Genomic DNA, 18,643 nt, shown 5'->3' with positions numbered 1-18,643 from the left:
CATTTTTAATAGACATAGGACAAGAATGGAGACCCCTTTCACTCTACCTTCATAGATTATTAAGATCATAAATCTAAGGAGGTTATTAGATGTTTGGGTTTTCAATGGTGAGAATGGCTCGTACACACTCTCATAGATTAGATAAACCGTTGCGTGAGAGAATTGTAAATTTATATAAGCCTTTTAAATGGACACCTTGTTTTATGCATAATATGTTTGAAGGTTTTATTAAAAAAACGAGAAAGCTGTCTATTATTATTGAATTCGAACACTATGAAGAAGGCTATGTGGAAGCGAATGAAATGGTGACAAATCACTTTGGTTGTAAAATGAAAAATGAATTTTCGAGTATATCTTGCTGTAGCGCAGAGGTTACTCCAGTCGTATTAGAAAAGATGCTTACTAGCTGTGATCATATTAAGAAAATCTACTTAAATCGCGAAGTGCATGCTCTATTAGACACAGCGGTTATATCAGCTAATGCAAGAAATATAGTGCGAAATCAAACGGAATTAACAGGACGAGGTATTACAGTTGCTGTTATTGATACAGGTATTTATCCGCATAGAGATCTTGGAGGAAGAATCGTTGACTTTGTTGACTTTATTAATCATCGTACAGAACCGTATGACGATAATGGACATGGGACCCATTGTGCAGGAGATGTAGCAGGAGATGGATCATCGACATCAGGCGTTTATATAGGTCCGGCACCGAGTGCTAATGTCGTTGGAATTAAAGTTCTAAATAAGATGGGTTCAGGCTCATTGGAAACGGTAATGCAAGGAGTTGAATGGTGCATCAATTATAATGCAACTCAGCCAGAGAATCGAATTCAAGTGATTAATATGTCTTTAGGCTCGCAAGCACAACCATATGAAAATGCAAGTGATGATCCAATGGTGCAGATTGTCGAAAAGGCATGGGAGAGTGGAATTGTTGTGTGCGTGGCTGCGGGAAATGAAGGTCCTGAAGCGAGAACAATTGCGAGTCCAGGGGTAAGTGAAAAAGTGATTACAGTTGGTGCACTTGATGATCGAAATACAGCTGATACAAGATCCGATGATGAAGTTGCTTCATTTTCGAGCAGGGGGCCGACAATTTATGGAGCCGTTAAGCCAGATATTTTAGCTCCTGGTGTAAACATTGTGTCGTTGCGATCACCTAGATCCTATTTAGATAAACTACAGAAGAGCAACCGGATTGGCTCAGATTATTTTGTCTTATCTGGTACCTCAATGGCAACCCCTATTTGTGCAGGTATTGTAGCGCTTATTTTACAGCAAAAACCGAGTGCTACTCCTGATGAGGTAAAAGAGCTGTTAATGAATGGGGCGGACTTATGGAGAGAGAAAGATCCAAACGTTTACGGTGCAGGATATATCAATGCGGAGAAGGCAATTCCTAAGTAGAGAAAAAGAAGGTGTATTTTGGGGTAACGGGTTTGGTTGTGAGCTAGAAAAACAAAAAAAATATTACAAATGGGATACTAATACTAAATCGCAGTTGTCTTTAGTTCATCATATTGCTGCCATTTAGGGTGTTAAAAGGTCTGCTATTTGGGTTACGGTTGCGATGCTTTCATGACAAGAGCATTGCTTTTCCCTGTTCGACGTAAAGGCTGCTTTTAGTTCTAACATCAAATAGAATTCCTATTTGGTACGTTATTTAAGTTTTCTATCTCTGACCGAACCCATTAATTGGGGCTAGTCTTCTTATTTAATTTCATTTACCTTAAATTAAAATATAATTTCTGTAAGACCCCCTAAAAATAAAATCACCTTCGTATAGATTAGGGATCGAGTTTTTAAATGAAATTTATGTACATATATGTGAGGTGGCCACCATTGCTAAAAACCCGATTATTTTCGTTATGTATCGCATTAACGCTATTTGTCGTGGCAGCATGTGAGTCTGTGCAGGTTGAAGGTACAGAGAAGCCCGTAATCTATGAGAATGAAGAAGCTGGAATTCAAATATTTGAATCAGGCAATTGGATATTAGATGCAGAAGTAACAACTGAACCGTTTAATGCAACTTTTAAGCAAGATGATCTTCGAGTAATCGTGTCGATTATTCCGAGTATTAAAACGCTTGATCAAATAAAAAAAGAACTAAACCTAAACGGAAATTTCGTTGAAATGATTAATGAAACGGAAGAAAGTCTCTCATTTAAACTTAATCAAACGGAAAATACTCGTTCAGATCTTTTTGTCGAGACATCTGAAAATGAAACACTCGTCTTGACGTTCTTTACACCTGAGAATGAGCATCAAACGAATGTCAAAGAAATAGAGGAATTTAGAAAAAGTATTTTACGACTGTACTAGAGAGGAAGGTTAGGTATGAAAAAAATGCTAGCACTTCTAGTAGTGGGTTTGTTTTTTACTGGGCAAACTGCCTATGCGAATGAAGTAACAGTGGCTTATGAACAAAAAATTAATGCAAGTGAGGTAGATTCAATTAAAACGGAGGACGTTTTTGTTGATTCTGAATTAATTGGATTTGTCGATATTTTTCAAGAAGTAGCCTTAGAATTATCAAGTTCTGAGAATGAGAGACTGATGCTTTTAGTTGAATTTATAGCTCAAAAAAATAATCGACTACAAGTTCTAATTACGGAAGAAAGATTCGCAGAGGCTACGGCTATGCTTCAAAAATACAATAATGAAATTGATGAAATTCAAGAGCTTCTGGATAGACCATATAAAGAAGAATTAGAAGCAGAGGAATTAAACGTGTACAAAAAAACAGAAGAACAATTGGCTGAAAAAATATCTATGCGTGGTGTGAACTTAAAAGAGTTACTTGAGAGTGGAGACCTCCCTGCACCGGCATTAGCAGGAATTGAGAAGGCGCTAGCTAATCAAGAGCGTGCAGAAGAAAAGCGTCAATTAGCTCAGGAACGAAAAGAGCACCGTAAAGCAGAAAAGAAAGCATCAAAGCAAGGAAATGAAGAGGAAGTAGTAGTAACAACAGGTGAAGAGAAAGAAATAACGGGTACATCTGTTCAAAAGCAAAATGGAAAAGCAGAAAAAGCTCAAAAGGCACAGGATCAAGTAGGCAACCAAGCTGAAAAAGGAAAAGAAAAGGCTGCAAAAGCTCAAGAAAAAGGGAAAGACAGAGCTGAAAAAGCACAGCAAACATCAGGTCAACAAAGCAAAGGAAACAACGGAAAAGACAAATAATATCTATTACGCAAGCGATTCGATTAAGAGAAATAGAAGATGGGTAACAACTACTAGCAGTTGTTACCTATTCTCTAGAGCTCTTGAACGTGCTATCTTAGATAGATCAATATAACGGTCACTAAGTAGGTGTCTAAAATGAATGCAGTTGATTTACAAGTAATAGAACAGATTCAAAATGGAGATGAAGTAGCGCGCGAACGAGTGATTCAACATTACAAACCATATGTAATCAATGTTGCTGGACATATTACTCATAAGTTTGTTACTTGGAGTGATGAAGAAGCGAGTATTGCCTTACTTGCGTTTAATAAGGCAATTGATACATTTGATGCAACAGCTGGACGTCAATTTTTAAACTATGTTTATTTATTGATTAAAAGAGACTTAATTGATTTCTATAGAAAAGAGAAAAAGGAAGCTCACTTGTCCCTTCATTTAACCAATGAAGAAGAATCGACGATTGAACAAGAAAATAATCAGGCAATGGAGCTGTACGAGAAACAGGTTCAAACAACTGAGTTAGTTGAAGAAATATTAGAACTAGATGCTTTACTAAGACAGTATCAAATCTCATTTGAGGAGCTAGAGCAGCATTCACCCAAACATAAAGACAGTCGAATTTCGTTATTGGAATTGGCCTCTTTGATTGCTGAAGATCAAGAATGTACTGAATTATTGCAACGTAAAAAGAAATTACCTATCACAATCATTGTGAAAAAATATGGCGTCAAGAAAAAAACGCTAGAACGACATCGAAAATATCTTATTACATTAATCATACTTACACTCAACCGGCAATGGGAACAGTTATCACAATTTGTGAAGAAGGAGGGAAAATCATGAAGAAGGAAATCATAAATGGGACTGTAGTAAAAGTAACGGAAACTCAAATCGTCTTAATAACAGAAGAAGGATCATTTAAAAATGTTCCTAAGCTAAAAACTGAAGTCCCTTTAATAGGGCAAGCCTATTCCTATACAGAAAACAAAATGATCAACAAACGTTGGCTACCATATAGTGCGATGGCAGTAGCGTTATTGTTCCTCATCTTCACTTCACTCACATTTCCTTTTGGTGGTAGTGCGGAAGAAGCATTTATCATTACCATTGATATTAATCCTAGTATTGAGGTAGCGACAGATGACCAGTATCAAGTCATTCGTGTTGAAGGGTTAAATGAAGATGGTCAAAACATTCTAGCAGATTTACAACTTGAAAATGATTTATCTGATGTTTTGAGACAAATTCTAGAAAAGACGATAAATAGTGGCTATGTTCAGGTCGAGGAACCGCTAATTGCTACATCGGTTGTTCCCCTTGAAAAGGAATCTGAAGAAATGATCTCCCTTTTAGAAGAAGTGATTTATGTTTCTTTAGAAGAGCATCATGTTGTTTCGGAAGTGATTATTTCGAATGAGAAAATAGAGATGTATGAAGAAGCAAAGGAGCATAACCTTTCGTTGAATTACTATAAAGAATACAAAGTATTAGAAGCAAGTGGGGTTGTGAAAGACCAAGCGGAGATTAAAGGGAAGACGCTTGCAGAACTTAAGCGTATGGAAAACAAAGAACGAAAAGAGGAAAAGCAAAAAAGTGAAACCAAGAACTCCCGTAACAAAGAGCAGTCTCCAGCAGCTGAGCAATCTAAATCAAACGATCAAAAGAAGAATAAAGAAACGAAACCAGAAACGAAACCAGTATCAGAAAAGAATGGCAAGCTAGCTGAAAAACAAAAGGACCAGAAAGGAATTGAAAAGAAACCATCGAAAGCTGAAAAAGCAAAGGACGATAAGAAAAACCAACAAGAAAGCAAAGCGCAAGGGCAAGGTTCAGAGAAAAAAGCTAACCCAAACCCTAAGAACTCTCAGGCAAATGAACGGAATGTAAGGAATTAATACTAGTTGGAGGAGTGCTAAATCAAATTTAGCACTCTTTTTTATGGGATTTTAGGGAAAGGACTAAATGTCGTAAACTAAGTTTTTGATCATATTGAACAGTAGCCTTTTTGTTCTCAGGATTTATTTCGAACAGCTCTCCTTCATCTGTTATTCTAGACAAATTGCTCAAATGATCATCATGTTGAAGAAGACTTCTGCTAATAACATCACGTTGACATGTTTTTTCAGATCTGTATGTTTGAATGAATACTTCCTCTGTGTTTTATAGTTAATGATTGAGGAAGCCAATAACTAAAGTGGGAAAGTTCGATCAGTACGTTCAGGGTTAGGGAAATAACCAGTGGGTCTTATCTTTTAGACCACTGCTTCATTAATTGAATTTCCTGTCGATGTGATAGGCTTTCATCTTTCGGTGTTTCTAGTATGAAGGGGACAGAAGGTAAGGAGACTGAGGTTAATATGTGTTTTAGTTGTTCCTCAGTGATATGACCTGCTGACAGATTTGCATGTCGGTCCTTCCGCATACCAGATCGATATTTAGAATTATTAAAATGAATGGCTTTCAGCTCTTTGAAGTATTGTAACTCTTCTCCTTTCTTTTCTAGTTCATCCCAATTGTCACCTGTCCATATTCCACTAGCGAAGGCATGACAAGTATCAAAACAAAAACCAATTTTTTCAGGATAATCAGTTAAATTGCGAATCTGAACCATTTCCTCTAAGGTAATGCCCATTTCGCTTCCTGAACCCGCATTGTTTTCAATAAGAATCTTTGCTTCGCCATTCCAATTGGAGAGCACAAGATTTAAAACATGGATCATTTTTTTATAACCTTCTAAAGGATCCATTTTTGTGGTCGCCCCAAAGTGAACGACAACCCCGATGGATCCACATGTATCTGAAATCTGTAAATCATTGAGTAGAGACTCGGTCATTTTTTGCTCTAGTGCCGTGCTATCAGGTATGAGCGTGGTTGGATAAGGGGTATGGGCAATGGATACGATGTTATGTTCTAAGCAGAACTGAGAGCAGGAAATGGCATCCTCACGATCCAATTCTTTTATGCCAATTTTTCTAGGGTTCTTCGGAAAATACTGAAAGGCTGTTGCTCCTATTTGAAATGCAGATTTAGCTGCTTGTAAAAAGCCTTTTCGAATGCTTACATGACTACCAAAAAACATGAACGTGACCTCCGGATTTAGTTTACTATCTTTCGTTTCCCCGATATTAGTCTTAATTATGTTGGCTAAAATTCGCTTGTTGATTAAAATAGACTAAAAGAGGATCGAGGCGAAGTAGATGAAAGCATTTGTACATGAAGGAATACAAGGGATAGCAGGAACTTATTTACGCGAGCATAAGGAATTAGATCCAAAGGAGAATGAAGTAAGGGTGAGGATGAAGTATGCTGGTGTAAATCACAGAGATTTATTTGTGTTAGATCGCCATGCTCTAACAGATCCACCTTTAGTCATCGGCTCAGATGGTGCAGGTATTATTGAACTAGTTGGTACAGCGGTGTCAGATTTTAAGGTGGGTGATGAAGTTATCATTAACCCTAGTTTAAGATGGTTACAAAAGACTGACGCTCCACCCGTTGATTTTGAAATTTTAGGATTGCCTGATGATGGAACTTTGGCAAAAAAGGTAGTCATATCTTCTGATAATATCGAACGAAAGCGTGAACATTTATCGTGGGAAGAGGCCGGCGTGTTATCTTTAGCTGCATTAACTGCTTATCGAGCGCTGTTTACTCAAGCAGAGGTGAATCCTACTGATACGATATTATTACCAGGAATCGGGGGGGGGGAGCGGTCACGTTTTTATTATTATTTGCTAAGGCGATAGGCGCACGTGTGATCGTTACATCACGCTCACAATACAAACTCCAGAAAGCACTAGAACTTGGAGCTGATAAAGCGATTTACACAAATAGTGAGTGGAGTGAAGAACTTAAAGAAGAGAAGGTGGACATTGTTGTTGAAACTGTTGGAGCAGTAACATTTAATAAGTCCTTGAGGCAACTTCGTAAAGGCGGAAAAATGGTCACATTTGGTGCGTCCGCTGGAGATGAAATACAGTTGAATTTACGCGAATTTTTTTATGGACAATATAAAATGTTCGGAACTACAATGGGAAGTCGTGAGGAATTTCGAGAGATGCTTCAATTTATTCAACTGCATCAAATTAAACCAGTAATTGATCAAGTGTTTCCATTGAGTGAAACAAGGGGGGCTTTAAGTCGATTAAATGAAGCAGAACAATTTGGTAAAATTGCCATTAAAATAAGCTGTTAAAAAGTACAAAAGACCTAGGTGGCCGTCGTATTAATGAGTCTAAAGTAATGAGTTTGGTGGTTGAGGTTGTCAGAAATTGTTGACAACCTCTTAACATGCGTGTAGTGTTTGGTATTATAAGAAATACCAAAAAACTCTATTTATACAATTTAAAAGAAAGTGAAGATATGGGCAGTTTATGAAGAATTTTGCGAGGTCATTGAAAAGCACTGACATTTACATAATGATTGTCTCCATTATAGGCTGTAGTCTGTTCTATTTACTTTATGAAGTTTCTCTAGAATTGAGTTTTAATAAATTACTAGTTATTTTGCTGCTAAGTACGTCTATTTTTCTGTTGGTCCATTTTACAATCATCCTTCCCCCTTCAGGGAATGCGCTAACGTTGGCATCAACTATTTACCTCGCTTCTATCTTTATTTTCGGTCTAAACATGACATTAACATTGTTATTCATCAGTAGTGTGTTACATGTTTTAATAAACCGGCAAACCATATTTCGCCGCAAGCTTTTTAACTTTTCAATGTACGCCATAATGATCATTGGGGCTTACTCGGTATTTGTATTAACAGGTGGAACCGCAGGAGAAATCCATCTAAGTCAAATTTTCTCTTATATGCTTACAATAGCTAGCTATTCGGGTATAAATATTTTGATGATTGGACTCTATTTTTTAGTCGCTGGTTCAGATGTATTTAGAATTACGAAGGAAAGTATGAAAGAAACCTTATACCATTACTTGGTAACACTGGGCTTAGCTTTAATGTTAGCGATGCTAATTGAGTCGAACACGATCTTGGGAATCATTGTTTTTACATTGCTTCTAGTAACGATAACAATTGTCTTTCGAAAATACTTCTACTTATATCAGGAATCTCTTAAAGCACAAAAATTTAGAGAGCAAATCCTAAACTCTTTACCCGTAGGAATCATTACGATAGAAAAACAATTTGCCGATCTTTCCTTGAATACTTCTGCAGAACGGCTTTTAGAAATGAACGCTGAAGATTTAAAAGTGACTGTTGCGGACCCTCTCAAGGCGTCTAACGATGAACTTTGGCATATATTAAGTTCACAAAAGATCTGCCACAATGTTAAAGTGCGCTTTACAAAAGGAAAGGATGATTATCTTCTATTAGTCTCTCAATCTGAATTATTTGATATAGATGAGAAGTTAATAGGGACAATTTTCTTTTTTATCGATATAACAAACACTGAAAAATTAGAAAAAAGGATTCATCAATCTGAGAAATTAGCACTGCTTGGTGAATTATCTGCTGGAGCTGCTCACGAGATTCGTAATCCTTTAACAGTTATCCAAGGCTTCTTTAGCCTGATCAAAGAGTCTTTGTCTGAGGAGGATAGAAATAAATTTCAAGTACCATTAATTATTACTGAATTTAGCCGTATTAATTCGATTATTGAAGAAATGTTAATGCTTGCAAAACCAGGTGCTCCTGTACTAAAGGTTATGACTTTTAAGGACGTCCTTGACGAATTGCCTTACTTATATAATAAATCAGACGAGCTAAAATTCGAAGTGAATTTAGATAATCATCTATTACTGATAGATCCAAAGCAAATGAAGCAGGTCTTGTATAATCTCATCCGTAATAGTAGTGAAGCAATGAAAGGAAAAGGAACGATCTCGATGTATTCTAAGGTGGATCATGAGCATTTCTATTTTTTCTTTCAAGATACAGGTCCTGGAATACCAGTTGAAACAAAGGAATCCCTCTTTAATCCTTTTTCCACGTCAAAGGATACAGGAACAGGGTTAGGGTTGACCATTGCTCAACGTATTATTGAATATCATAATGGGACAATTGAACTTTTTTCCAGTTCTGAAAAGGGTACGACGTTTTTAATTACATTGGAGTTAATGAAAAAAGTTGACTAGGTAAGGCCTACTGAAAGTAAAGCCACTGAGAAAGGTAAAACCAATCTTTGAGAAAGGTAAAACCAATCTTTTTCAGTAGCCTCTTAAAATTAGGCCTTTTTGCCGTGTATTCTCGAATTTAGGTTATCATTTCTAGTTTCTTCTCATATGAATCATGACAAGCTGAATGAGGGGAGTAGGGGATGTGTCTTTTTTGTATGAACATGGCTGGATGCTTTTTGTTGTTTCGGAAGGACTAACATGGGTCTTAGTTGGTTTGTTTTTCTTCTGCCGCTATTGGTTGCGGTTTGAGCGGGTAAGTCAGTGGTGTTTTGTATTCATTGTTATCATTAATGTTTTTCAAATTTTCTTAGGTTGGATTGATTATTATTTCACAGGAGAGATCTCCTTTTTCCAAATTGTAATTGTTTTGTTTATTACTTATGCAAGTACATTAGGTCGTTCAGATTTTCAACGAATGGACCAGTTTATAAAAAGGAAATTTAACATCAATAGTAAACGTCTTGACCAGTTTGAAGGTCAAGAAGGCTGGGACCGACATCTTCCGTATAGGTTTACCTTGTTTTTCACTCATACATTTGCTTTTATAATGATTCATTATATATGGTTTTTACTAGAAAAAATGACTTTTAACAATTTAGCTGAGTATACCTCACTCTTAGCTAGTTCCTGGTTTCAATCCATTGATGCTTCTTTTTTCTCTTTGTCCATCTATATGAAGACAAGTTATTTTTGGAGTATAATCTATCTTTTTGACTTGATAGTCTTTCAAATGTATCTGTTGATTTTTCTGTCCTTGAAACTAGGAGTGTTAAGCAAGAATTGAAGGGATCTGTTAAAATAAGAATAAACTGATAATAGAACGGGGTGCTTATATGATAGAAAAGAAAGAGATTAAATTAATAGCGATTGATATGGATGGAACGCTCTTAAATGATCAACATGTGATTTCTGATGAAAATCATCAAGCGATTAAAGAAGCTGAAGAAAAGGGAATTCATGTGGTCATTAGTACCGGCCGGACAAGGATGACATGCGATGAATTAGTCAATTCATTAGAGCTTAATGCTCATTTGATTACCGTTAATGGAAGTGAGATTTGGGATGAAAAAAGAGAGCTAGTTGAAAGGCAGTTACTTGATATTAAACATATTGAACAAATGTGGGGACTGACGCAAAAGCATCAAACAACTTGTTGGGCAGCTACGGTCAATCAAGTGATAAGAGAAGAATTTCCCAGTGATATTTCTGCACATGAATGGATGAAGTTTGGCTTTGATGTAAAGGAAGATAGCATCAGGGAGTTGATTTTAGCAGAACTAAAGGAAAACCCAGCTCTTGAAGTGACCAATTCGAGTACAACTAACCTTGAAATTAATGCTGCAGGAGTAAATAAAGCCAAGGCATTAGAAAAAGTATGCGAGCGACTAGGTATTACAATGGACAATGTACTAGCAATGGGAGATAGTCTTAATGATTTAGCTATGATTAAAGAAGCTGGTATTGGAGTTGCCATGGGAAATGCTCAGCCTTTCGTGAAGGAATCAGCTGACTGGGTGACATCAACTAATATAGAGGATGGAGTGGCAGTAGCCATTCGTAAATGGGCGTTACTATAAGAAGGAAGAAGGCTTATTCCAATGTTGTTGGAGTGAGCTTTTTTTGTTTTTGAAATGTTAGGAGATTTAAAACATTTTTTATTTTTTGTCTCCCTAGTTGTGTTGTATGATCGGTTTATTAAATTAATCTCGATACATATAAAGCTAATGACTTTGCAAAAAATTAACGAACTTTGAAGATCTTATTTAGTAAGGTTTTTTAAATGATGAATGTTTGACAGTTCTACAATGCCTATTTATAATAATGAATGGATATGTAATAGTTGAAAAATCAAATTGGAGATAGCTCTTGCCAATGTCAGTCGATAAGGGTAACAGAAATCACATAGAAATTTGTTTTATCATTTTATTTATTCTTAAGAAGATTAAATGAATAAATGGTTGCTTACGTAAACACGAGAGTGAGTACAAAAGAGACCAACGCTGATGCAAGAACATCAACGTTGGTCTCTTTTTTTATAAATTTGCACTATTTTGAATTATTTTGGCAGTTTAGTTAGGAGAGATTTCATGAGTAAGTGGTTAGTTGTATTAGGTGCAGTTATGATTCAAATTAATTTAGGGGCGGTGTATGCATGGAGCTTATTTAATCAGCCTCTTATTGATAAATTTGGTTGGGCAAGGGAAGATGTAGTTGTCACCTTTTCCATTACCATTGCGACATTTGCCTTAGCAACCATTTTTGCAGGTAGGCTTCAAGATCATATTGGACCTAGGTGGGTTGCGACAATTGGTGGGTTCTTACTTGGAATTGGCTTAATTCTTTCAAGTCAAGCGACATCCTTGTTTCAACTATACGTTTACTATGGGATCATTGGTGGAATTGGAATAGGTATGACTTATGTTTGTCCTTTATCTGCATGTGTGAAGTGGTTTCCAGAGAAAAGGGGTTTTATTAGTGGAGTAGCTGTTGCGGGATTTGGTTTAGGTGGCTTAATCTATAAACCTATTATTGGTTTTTTTATAGAATCGACTGGTGTTTCTTCAGCCTTTTTATACTTAGGAATCATTTACTTGTTGTTAGTCGTTGCTGGTGCGCAGTTGTTAAAAAATCCTCCTACGGATTTACAGCTTCCTACGAGTACGCAAGTAGGGAAGATAACCGATTCTCTTCTTGATTTAAAAACAAGCGTTCAGTTCTCACCTAGACAAATGCTAAGAACGTATCAATTTTACTTACTATGGTTTATGTTCTTATTTGGGAGTATGTCTGGACTTATGGTTATTAGTTTTGCTGTTGATATTGGTGTTGATTTAGTGAGTTTAGATCTTGAAAAAGCGGCAAATGCTGTTATGGTCATTGCATTATTTAATGCAGCTGGACGAATCGTCTTAGGGAAACTTTCTGATCGTTTGGGACGAATAAATACGTTGATGGTGATTTACGGATTAACAGCGCTGATCATGTTTTATATGAGTACGGGTTTAATGAACTATTCTTTGTTTTTAGTTTCTGTTTCCTTAATTGGTTTTTGTTTTGGAGGATTTCTAGCTCTTTTTCCTTCAGTAACAGCTGATTTTTACGGTACAAGAAACATGGGCAGCAACTATGGATTTATGTATCAAGCATATGGGCTTTCAGCGTTTGTTGGACCACTGATAGTCAAGGCTATTCCACTGACACAAGCGTTCTTATTTGCTGGTTTAATTTGTATTTTATCCATGATTATGGCTAAATTAATAACCATTCCAAAACAGGTGCCATCTACGAGAATGGTAGAAAGAGAAGCGGTAAAGAACTAAAAAGATAATGTGCTTTTCTTTTAGGAGTGAAAAATGGGTTGGGCTATGCAACGCTAAATACAAAAAAATGGCAGCTTGTAAAATGAAAATTTCAATTATGAGCCCCGTCTCAGACACGAATGTAAATAAGGCAGCTTAACAGCTGCCTTATTTACATATAATCCAACTATTTATAACTGCCCTTATATTAATAAAAAGATGATTATGAATATAAAGATATTTGTTAGAATAAATTTAATATTAAGGTAGCAGGAGCCTTGAGTAGGATTGTTGAAAAAGTAAAGAAGCTAAAAACTAATTCAGGTCATGTTAAATATTATTCGAATGTACGTCCTATGGGAGTTCGACATGTAAAAAACAAAGGAGGTAACAAATGGACTATCTCATGTTTTGTGATCATTGTGGAATGCCTAAACCTATTGAAGAGCACATCTTGAGGGAGTACTTTTGGATAGCAAGCCATGTATATTGTAATAACTGTGAGATGCCTAATAACATACCTAGATATTTACAATCACTAGCATTAGATATGAGGAACGACCGTTACGATAGGAAGGAGTAATCAATCTAGAAGAAGTTAACCATTTTTATGGACAAGCGAATTAAACCTAGAGAAAAATAATATACATTTAGCTCATGAACCAGAGTCTATTTGATTTATTGAATAGACTCTGGTTTATTTTTTAGGTTAAATGGGAAACTAATTAGTAATCTTTTCATTAGGAGGACTAAAATTATATGGGTAGACTCTTTCGATTCATTAAGTGGGGATTTGTCATCTATCCCGTCATCAAAAAAATAATGGCGAATAAGCGTTCTTAAAAACAGGTGTCTATCCCTGAATAAGAAAGAACCAATTAGCAACAAGCATATTGGTTCTTACATATACTACTATTTAAATACAGTTACTTTAACGTCACGGACACCCCAGTTGATGGCATCCTCTTTATTTGGTATAAAAATGTCTATTTTATTACCAACAATTGCTCCACCTGTGTCTCCAGCAATAGCATGTCCATATCCTTCAACATAGACTTCTGTACCAAGTGGAATGACAGAAGGATCCACAGAAATCACTTTTTTGTTAGGATTGTCGATTAAGTTAATTCCAGTAGCTGTAATACCTGAACAACCGTTACAAGACGCAGTATATGCAGTTGCTGACATTGTAAGCTCTTGAGCTACCGCTTCACTAGGTTTATCTGCTTCTTTTTCAGGTTCTTGTTGATTCAGATTCTGCTCTTCCTTAGTTGATTCTTCAGTTGGAGTGACTGCTTCTTCATCTTTCTTGGTTTGAACCTGTATTTCTTTTGTATCTACCGGTTTTTCTTGTGTTGGTACGGATTCAACTATAGGCTTTCCATTTATGTAGATGTCTAAAATTTGACCGGTCACAATTAAATTAGGATTATCCACCTTATTCCATTGTTGAATCATTTTCCATGTGACCCCTTCATATTTACTAGCAATCCCTGATAAAGTATCGCCTGCTTGAACTTGATACTTTTCTGAAACAGCTACTTTTAAACGATCATTTGGAAAAATTAGATTGCTAGTTAGGTCGTTCCATTCTTTTAAATCTTCTATTGATAATTGATGTTTATTAGCAATTCCCCATAATGTATCTCCTTTTTGGACCGTCACTTCTTCAGCGGAAGCGCTAAAACCAAAACCCAATGTTCCTGTAAGGACTGCAACAGCTGCTAGTGATTGAATGCTTTTCTTCATGTGATACCTCCAGAAAATATGTTGTAACTACTCTAGCGCCTTTACTATAACATGTTTCTATTTGAGACAAAGAACAGGCTTGTAACAATTAGATTACAGACATGACAGGCTAATGATAGAAAGGTTACGAGCCTTAAGAAGTTTTACATTTTGTAGCCATTCTAACCTCATAGTTACATATTTCCATGAAAAATTATGGGCAAAAAAACAGGTATCACTGCGTGAACAGTAATACCTGTTGTCTTTAGAAGGTAGAATTAAGGCTTTCTTACAATTAATACATCACATTTAGCTCTTCTTGTGATATTTTCAGAGACACTACCAATAAAAAGTCTTTCTACAGCATTAATACCAGTTGCGCCGGCAACGATTAAATCAGCATGAAAACTTTTGGCAATATCTCTAGGGATTTTTACTTTAGGTGAACCATATTCGAGTACGGTTTCTACATCTTTGATACCCGCCTCAACCGCCGCATGTAAATATTGTTTTAACAAGTCCACACCGAATTTTTCTGTTTGTTCAGTAAGAGTCCTGTCATAATGCTCAATGGAAGCCGAAGTTCTGTTATCGATTACATAAGCAATCACAAGTTTTGCTTCGTCTCTTTTGGCTAATTTAAATGCTTTCTGTAAAGCTAATTCAGACTCAGTTGACCCATCGATTGCTACAAGTATCGTTTGATAATTCAAAGACATTTTGATCACTCCCTGTAAATTAATGTTATATTTGAGTTAAGCATAATCGATTTTTCTTGTAGGTTATGTGATATTGATCACATGAATAGAATTCAAGGTTGGAAATTTTAAAAATAAATGAAGTGAAAATTATGACTTGTTACAGTTGTATTTCCTTCTTATAAGGCGAGTTCTTTTTAATCTCGTGTGCATCAAGATTATGACAAGTGTAGATTTGAAATGGAAGCTAGAACATGAGATAAAAATACATTGTTTTCCCTTGTTCAAAATTTGAAAAAGTTGGTGCAAAACTTGAAAATTATCATAGCATCAGATTCATATAAAGGTAGTTTATCTTCTATAGATGTATCAACCTCGATGAAAAGAGGTATTTTGAATGTGTTACCCAATGCAGATGTTGAATGTGTTCCTTTAGCTGACGGCGGAGAAGGGACAATAGATGCATTAATTGCCTATACGAATGGACGTATTTACTCAGAAAGAGTAAAAGGCCCGTTAGGCGATTTAGTTCATGCAAAGTGGGGACTATTAGGTGATAAAAAAACAGCTGTTATTGAAATGGCTGAAGCGTCAGGGTTAACATTAATTAATAAGGAGCAATTAAACCCTTTAAAGGCAACGAGTTATGGAACGGGACAGTTGATAAAAAAGGCTCTTGACCAAGGTTGCGAGAAAATTATTATCGGGATTGGTGGTAGTGCAACAAATGATGGTGGAGCCGGGATGGCAACTGCATTAGGAGTGAAATTTCTCGATGTAGCGCAGAGGGAATTACCTCTTGGTGGAGAACGGCTCATTGATCTTGAAACGATTTCGATGAGTGACCTCGATCCCAGGCTAAGAAATGTTGAAATTGTCGTCGCGTGTGATGTGACGAACCCTTTATGCGGTGATAGCGGTGCTTCAGTTGTATTTGGTCCTCAAAAAGGTGCTACTCCTGAAATGGTTAATCTATTAGATTCAGCTTTAGAACACTATGCCGAAAAGATCAAGGCAGATTTGTCTAAAGATATTATGAGTGTACCTGGGTCTGGAGCTGCAGGTGGATTAGGGGCAGGACTGATGGCCTTTTTGAATGGAAGTCTACAATTAGGCATTGATATTATTTTAGAGCAAATCCATTTCGAGAGTTATTTGATGGATGCCGATCTGATTATAACCGGTGAAGGTAAGACGGATAGACAAACGAGTTTTGGAAAGGTACCGATGGGTGTTGCGATACGAGCAAAAAAATATGGTGTTCCAGTTGTTTGTATATCGGGCAGTTTAGAACAGGGGTATGAAGATCTATATGAACAAGGGATAAGTGCTTTTTTTAGTATTGTTAACTCGCCTATGCATCTACAAGCAGCGATGAAACAAGCAGACCATCTTATTGAATCGACAACTGAAAACGTGATTAGGCTGATGTCGGTAAAAAAAAGTTGACGAATTTATAACACTAGCTTATGATAAAGCAAATAATATTTTCATATTTCTCCTAAAGGGGAGTAGCTTTTACAATAAAGTCGTCATTACGGAGTGTTTGCTCCCGGCTTTGTTGGCGACGTTTACGTTGTTAGCAAGACCTTTACAATAGTAAGTAAAGGTCTTTTTTTGCATGTTGAGAAACCTTTACCGATTCTATGGTAAAGGTTTTTTTAGTTAAAGGTGGTGATCGAATGCTTAGGTTTTTCAAAAGATTGACGTTTATCTTTAAATTTTGGAAATTTATCCCGTTCTTAGTAGACTTTTTTTCGTCAAAAGAAGTACAAGTACAAAAGAAAATTTTAGGAGTCTCGCTTATTGTTGCTTATGCCGTATTTCCTTTTGATCTCATCCCAGATTTTATTTCTTTTTTTGGTATTCTTGATGATGTGATGCTAGCCACTTTTATTTTAACGAGAATAGTAAAAATAGCTCCTCAGTCTTTAAAAATAAAACATCAGTTACCTACTTAGCTAAAAAAATGTAGTTTCAACAGATTCTTTTTTTAAGGTTGCATCCGGCATTTCAAATTAAGATAAAGATCAGAGAGGATTTTGTTAGATGGAGATCTCCCTATTATTAGAATATAGCTGGGTGTTGTTATTATTAATTCTTCTTGAAGGACTTTTAGCAGCCGATAATGCACTGGTGTTAGCCATTATGGTTAAACATCTCCCAGAAGAGGAGAGAAAGAAAGCTTTATTTTACGGACTTGCAGGCGCCTTTGTTTTTCGATTTGCATCACTGTTTGCGATTTCATTTCTTGTCGGAGTATGGCAAGTTCAGGCAATAGGGACTTTATATCTTTTATTTATTGCATGTAATCATATTTTTAGAAAAGTAATCATAAAAAAGGCAGAAGGAAAGACAGAGGATTTAAAAGAAGGAAAGAAGTCGAGTTTTTGGGTCACTGTTCTTAAAGTAGAATTGGCTGATATTGCATTTGCAGTCGATTCCATTTTAGCAGCTGTCGCATTAGCGGTAGTTCTTCCTGATACAGGCTTACCTCATATTGGTGGTTTAGATGGAGGGAAATTTTTAGTCATTTTCACAGGAGGCTTCATCGGTTTAGTCATTATGCGCTTTGCGGCTACATTATTTGTAAAGTTACTTCATGCAAGACCAGGGTTAGAGATTGCTGCATTTATGATAGTTGGTTGGGTAGGAGTGAAACTCGCGGTCTATACGTTGTCACATCCTGAATTGGCTGTCTTACCAGAAGCTTTTGCGAAATCAACCGGTTGGAAAGCGACCTTTTATGTAGTGTTGATTTTTATTGCTTTAGGTGGATGGTTTTTATCAAAAGAAAAAACCATTGAAGAAGAACGGGCTAATCAAAGTGCGTAATCGTTAAAGAAGGGTGGGATTGTATTGAGTTGGGATCATTTGGCTGAAGCGATTAAGCAGATTGAGGTAGTAGCAAATCAAGAGAACGAGCCTGTTACAGTAAAACGGATCCCAAATCAGATAGAATGTATCGGTATAGGTACAGATGCTGCTGTCTTTCGTTCTTTCGATGAACCTAAACTTGCTTTCAAAGTTTTCACTCCAGAGAAACTCGAAAAAGTCGAAATTGAAAAAAAAGTATACTCAAAATTAGGTCACTCACACTACTTTCCAAGATTTTATGGAAATGGTACAAATTATCTTGTCATTAGTTATGAAGAAGGGTTAACGTTGTATGAATGCTTAGTACGAGGAATTCATATACCTGAGCAAGCTATTCAAGATGTGGATGATGCGCGAAACTATGCACAAAGCAGAGGATTAAATCCTCGAGATATTCATTTGAAGAACATTCTTCTTTATAAGGGTAGAGCCAAATTGTTAGATGTCTCTGAATATCTGAAACAAGGAAACGATTATAGATGGGATTATTTGAGACGGGGATATCAGGAGTATTATAACATGATTCGAGGAAGGGCAATTCCTTATTGGGTGATGGAAGTCGTTAGAAAAAGATTTAATCAATCTCAACCAAGTCATTTCCACTACCAAGACTGTGTGGAAAAACTTAGTAAGTTATTGTAACTTTCTAATCAAATTTTTCGTTTTATCACTAGAATGGCAGTCTTGTTCTTGTGAGAGAATGGTAGATCCTA

18 protein-coding genes are annotated in these 18,643 nt (G+C 36.3%); 15 read left to right on the top strand and 3 right to left on the bottom strand.

The window, feature by feature from the left end; translation table 11 throughout:
- Positions 1-89: 89 nt before the first annotated feature.
- The 5 genes from PQ474_RS05265 to PQ474_RS05245 all read left to right on the top strand — a co-directional run bounded on the left by PQ474_RS05265 (position 90) and on the right by PQ474_RS05245 (position 5,086).
- Complete coding sequence (locus PQ474_RS05265; RefSeq protein WP_273840996.1) at positions 90-1,412, top strand: S8 family peptidase; 1,323 nt, start codon at positions 90-92, stop codon at positions 1,410-1,412.
- 435 nt (positions 1,413-1,847) lie between these two features.
- Positions 1,848-2,330, top strand: a complete 483-nt coding sequence (locus tag PQ474_RS05260; protein ID WP_273840995.1) for a hypothetical protein — start codon at positions 1,848-1,850, stop codon at positions 2,328-2,330.
- 15 nt (positions 2,331-2,345) lie between these two features.
- A complete protein-coding gene (locus PQ474_RS05255) occupies positions 2,346-3,188 on the top strand; it encodes a hypothetical protein (protein WP_273840994.1) in 843 nt (280 codons plus the stop codon).
- Between the two features lie 138 nt (positions 3,189-3,326).
- The gene (gene sigI / locus PQ474_RS05250) at positions 3,327-4,034 is read left to right on the top strand and encodes an RNA polymerase sigma-I factor (RefSeq protein ID WP_273840993.1); all 708 of its coding nucleotides are present in this window, start codon (positions 3,327-3,329) and stop codon (positions 4,032-4,034) included.
- Positions 4,031-5,086 (top strand): anti-sigma-I factor RsgI family protein, encoded by a 1,056-nt coding sequence (locus tag PQ474_RS05245; RefSeq protein ID WP_273840992.1) that lies wholly within the window; start codon positions 4,031-4,033, stop codon positions 5,084-5,086. Before sigI ends, PQ474_RS05245 begins: the two co-directional genes overlap by 4 nt.
- Before the next feature lie 350 nt (positions 5,087-5,436).
- On the opposite strand, the gene PQ474_RS05240 is transcribed toward PQ474_RS05245, so the two are convergent.
- Positions 5,437-6,270 (bottom strand): deoxyribonuclease IV, encoded by an 834-nt coding sequence (locus tag PQ474_RS05240; protein ID WP_273840991.1) that lies wholly within the window; start codon positions 6,268-6,270, stop codon positions 5,437-5,439.
- A 118-nt stretch (positions 6,271-6,388) separates the two neighbouring features.
- Here PQ474_RS05240 and PQ474_RS26335 point away from each other — a divergent pair, with 118 nt between their 5' ends.
- The 6 genes from PQ474_RS26335 to PQ474_RS05215 all read left to right on the top strand — a co-directional run bounded on the left by PQ474_RS26335 (position 6,389) and on the right by PQ474_RS05215 (position 12,648).
- Positions 6,389-6,937, top strand: a complete 549-nt coding sequence (locus PQ474_RS26335; RefSeq protein WP_337956324.1) for an alcohol dehydrogenase catalytic domain-containing protein — start codon at positions 6,389-6,391, stop codon at positions 6,935-6,937.
- Between the two features lie 8 nt (positions 6,938-6,945).
- On the top strand, positions 6,946-7,386 hold the full coding sequence (locus PQ474_RS26330) for a zinc-binding dehydrogenase (RefSeq protein WP_337956323.1): 441 nt from the start codon (positions 6,946-6,948) through the stop codon (positions 7,384-7,386).
- Positions 7,387-7,669: 283 nt separating this feature from the next.
- Positions 7,670-9,286 carry a two-component system sensor histidine kinase NtrB gene (locus tag PQ474_RS05230; RefSeq protein ID WP_273840990.1) on the top strand — a complete coding sequence of 539 codons (1,617 nt, stop codon included), beginning with the start codon at positions 7,670-7,672 and terminating at the stop codon, positions 9,284-9,286.
- Positions 9,287-9,470: 184 nt separating this feature from the next.
- Positions 9,471-10,112 (top strand): hypothetical protein, encoded by a 642-nt coding sequence (locus PQ474_RS05225; protein WP_273840989.1) that lies wholly within the window; start codon positions 9,471-9,473, stop codon positions 10,110-10,112.
- 49 nt (positions 10,113-10,161) lie between these two features.
- Complete coding sequence (locus PQ474_RS05220) at positions 10,162-10,905, top strand: phosphoglycolate phosphatase (RefSeq protein WP_273840988.1); 744 nt, start codon at positions 10,162-10,164, stop codon at positions 10,903-10,905.
- Between the two features lie 510 nt (positions 10,906-11,415).
- Positions 11,416-12,648, top strand: coding sequence for an L-lactate MFS transporter (locus PQ474_RS05215; RefSeq protein ID WP_273840987.1), 1,233 nt, complete (start codon positions 11,416-11,418; stop codon positions 12,646-12,648).
- 891 nt (positions 12,649-13,539) lie between these two features.
- Here PQ474_RS05215 and PQ474_RS05210 read toward each other — a convergent pair.
- Positions 13,540-14,376 (bottom strand): LysM peptidoglycan-binding and 3D domain-containing protein, encoded by an 837-nt coding sequence (locus PQ474_RS05210; protein ID WP_273840986.1) that lies wholly within the window; start codon positions 14,374-14,376, stop codon positions 13,540-13,542.
- A gap of 257 nt (positions 14,377-14,633) precedes the next feature.
- Positions 14,634-15,074, bottom strand: a complete 441-nt coding sequence (locus PQ474_RS05205) for a universal stress protein (protein ID WP_273840985.1) — start codon at positions 15,072-15,074, stop codon at positions 14,634-14,636.
- A 291-nt stretch (positions 15,075-15,365) separates the two neighbouring features.
- Here PQ474_RS05205 and PQ474_RS05200 point away from each other — a divergent pair, with 291 nt between their 5' ends.
- From PQ474_RS05200 to PQ474_RS05185, 4 genes are all read left to right on the top strand, one after another.
- Complete coding sequence (locus tag PQ474_RS05200; RefSeq protein ID WP_273840984.1) at positions 15,366-16,502, top strand: glycerate kinase; 1,137 nt, start codon at positions 15,366-15,368, stop codon at positions 16,500-16,502.
- Between the two features lie 233 nt (positions 16,503-16,735).
- Positions 16,736-17,014, top strand: coding sequence for a YkvA family protein (locus PQ474_RS05195; protein WP_273840983.1), 279 nt, complete (start codon positions 16,736-16,738; stop codon positions 17,012-17,014).
- 88 nt (positions 17,015-17,102) lie between these two features.
- The gene (locus PQ474_RS05190) at positions 17,103-17,888 is read left to right on the top strand and encodes a TerC family protein (RefSeq protein WP_273840982.1); all 786 of its coding nucleotides are present in this window, start codon (positions 17,103-17,105) and stop codon (positions 17,886-17,888) included.
- Between the two features lie 24 nt (positions 17,889-17,912).
- Entirely contained in the window at positions 17,913-18,572 is a 660-nt protein-coding gene (locus tag PQ474_RS05185; protein ID WP_273840981.1) for a serine/threonine protein kinase, read from the top strand.
- Positions 18,573-18,643 lie beyond the last annotated feature (71 nt).

It is taken from the genome of Halalkalibacter alkalisediminis (assembly GCF_028610705.1).
Taxonomy (GTDB): Bacteria; Bacillota; Bacilli; order Bacillales; family Bacillaceae_D; genus Halalkalibacter; species Halalkalibacter alkalisediminis.
This window is presented reverse-complemented; position numbering and strand designations above follow the sequence as displayed.

Bases quoted from the DNA above. Each gene is read 5' to 3' on its own strand.
- PQ474_RS05265 (WP_273840996.1), top strand. From the start codon at position 90: ATGTTTGGGTTTTCAATGGTGAGAATGGCTCGTACACACTCTCATAGA.
- PQ474_RS05255 (WP_273840994.1), top strand. From the start codon at position 2,346: ATGAAAAAAATGCTAGCACTTCTAGTAGTGGGTTTGTTTTTTACTGGG.
- sigI (WP_273840993.1), top strand. From the start codon at position 3,327: ATGAATGCAGTTGATTTACAAGTAATAGAACAGATTCAAAATGGAGAT.
- PQ474_RS05245 (WP_273840992.1), top strand. From the start codon at position 4,031: ATGAAGAAGGAAATCATAAATGGGACTGTAGTAAAAGTAACGGAAACT.
- PQ474_RS05240 (WP_273840991.1), bottom strand. From the start codon at position 6,270: ATGTTTTTTGGTAGTCATGTAAGCATTCGAAAAGGCTTTTTACAAGCA.
- PQ474_RS26335 (WP_337956324.1), top strand. From the start codon at position 6,389: ATGAAAGCATTTGTACATGAAGGAATACAAGGGATAGCAGGAACTTAT.
- PQ474_RS05220 (WP_273840988.1), top strand. From the start codon at position 10,162: ATGATAGAAAAGAAAGAGATTAAATTAATAGCGATTGATATGGATGGA.
- PQ474_RS05215 (WP_273840987.1), top strand. From the start codon at position 11,416: ATGAGTAAGTGGTTAGTTGTATTAGGTGCAGTTATGATTCAAATTAAT.
- PQ474_RS05210 (WP_273840986.1), bottom strand. From the start codon at position 14,376: ATGAAGAAAAGCATTCAATCACTAGCAGCTGTTGCAGTCCTTACAGGA.
- PQ474_RS05205 (WP_273840985.1), bottom strand. From the start codon at position 15,074: ATGTCTTTGAATTATCAAACGATACTTGTAGCAATCGATGGGTCAACT.
- PQ474_RS05195 (WP_273840983.1), top strand. From the start codon at position 16,736: ATGCTTAGGTTTTTCAAAAGATTGACGTTTATCTTTAAATTTTGGAAA.
- PQ474_RS05190 (WP_273840982.1), top strand. From the start codon at position 17,103: ATGGAGATCTCCCTATTATTAGAATATAGCTGGGTGTTGTTATTATTA.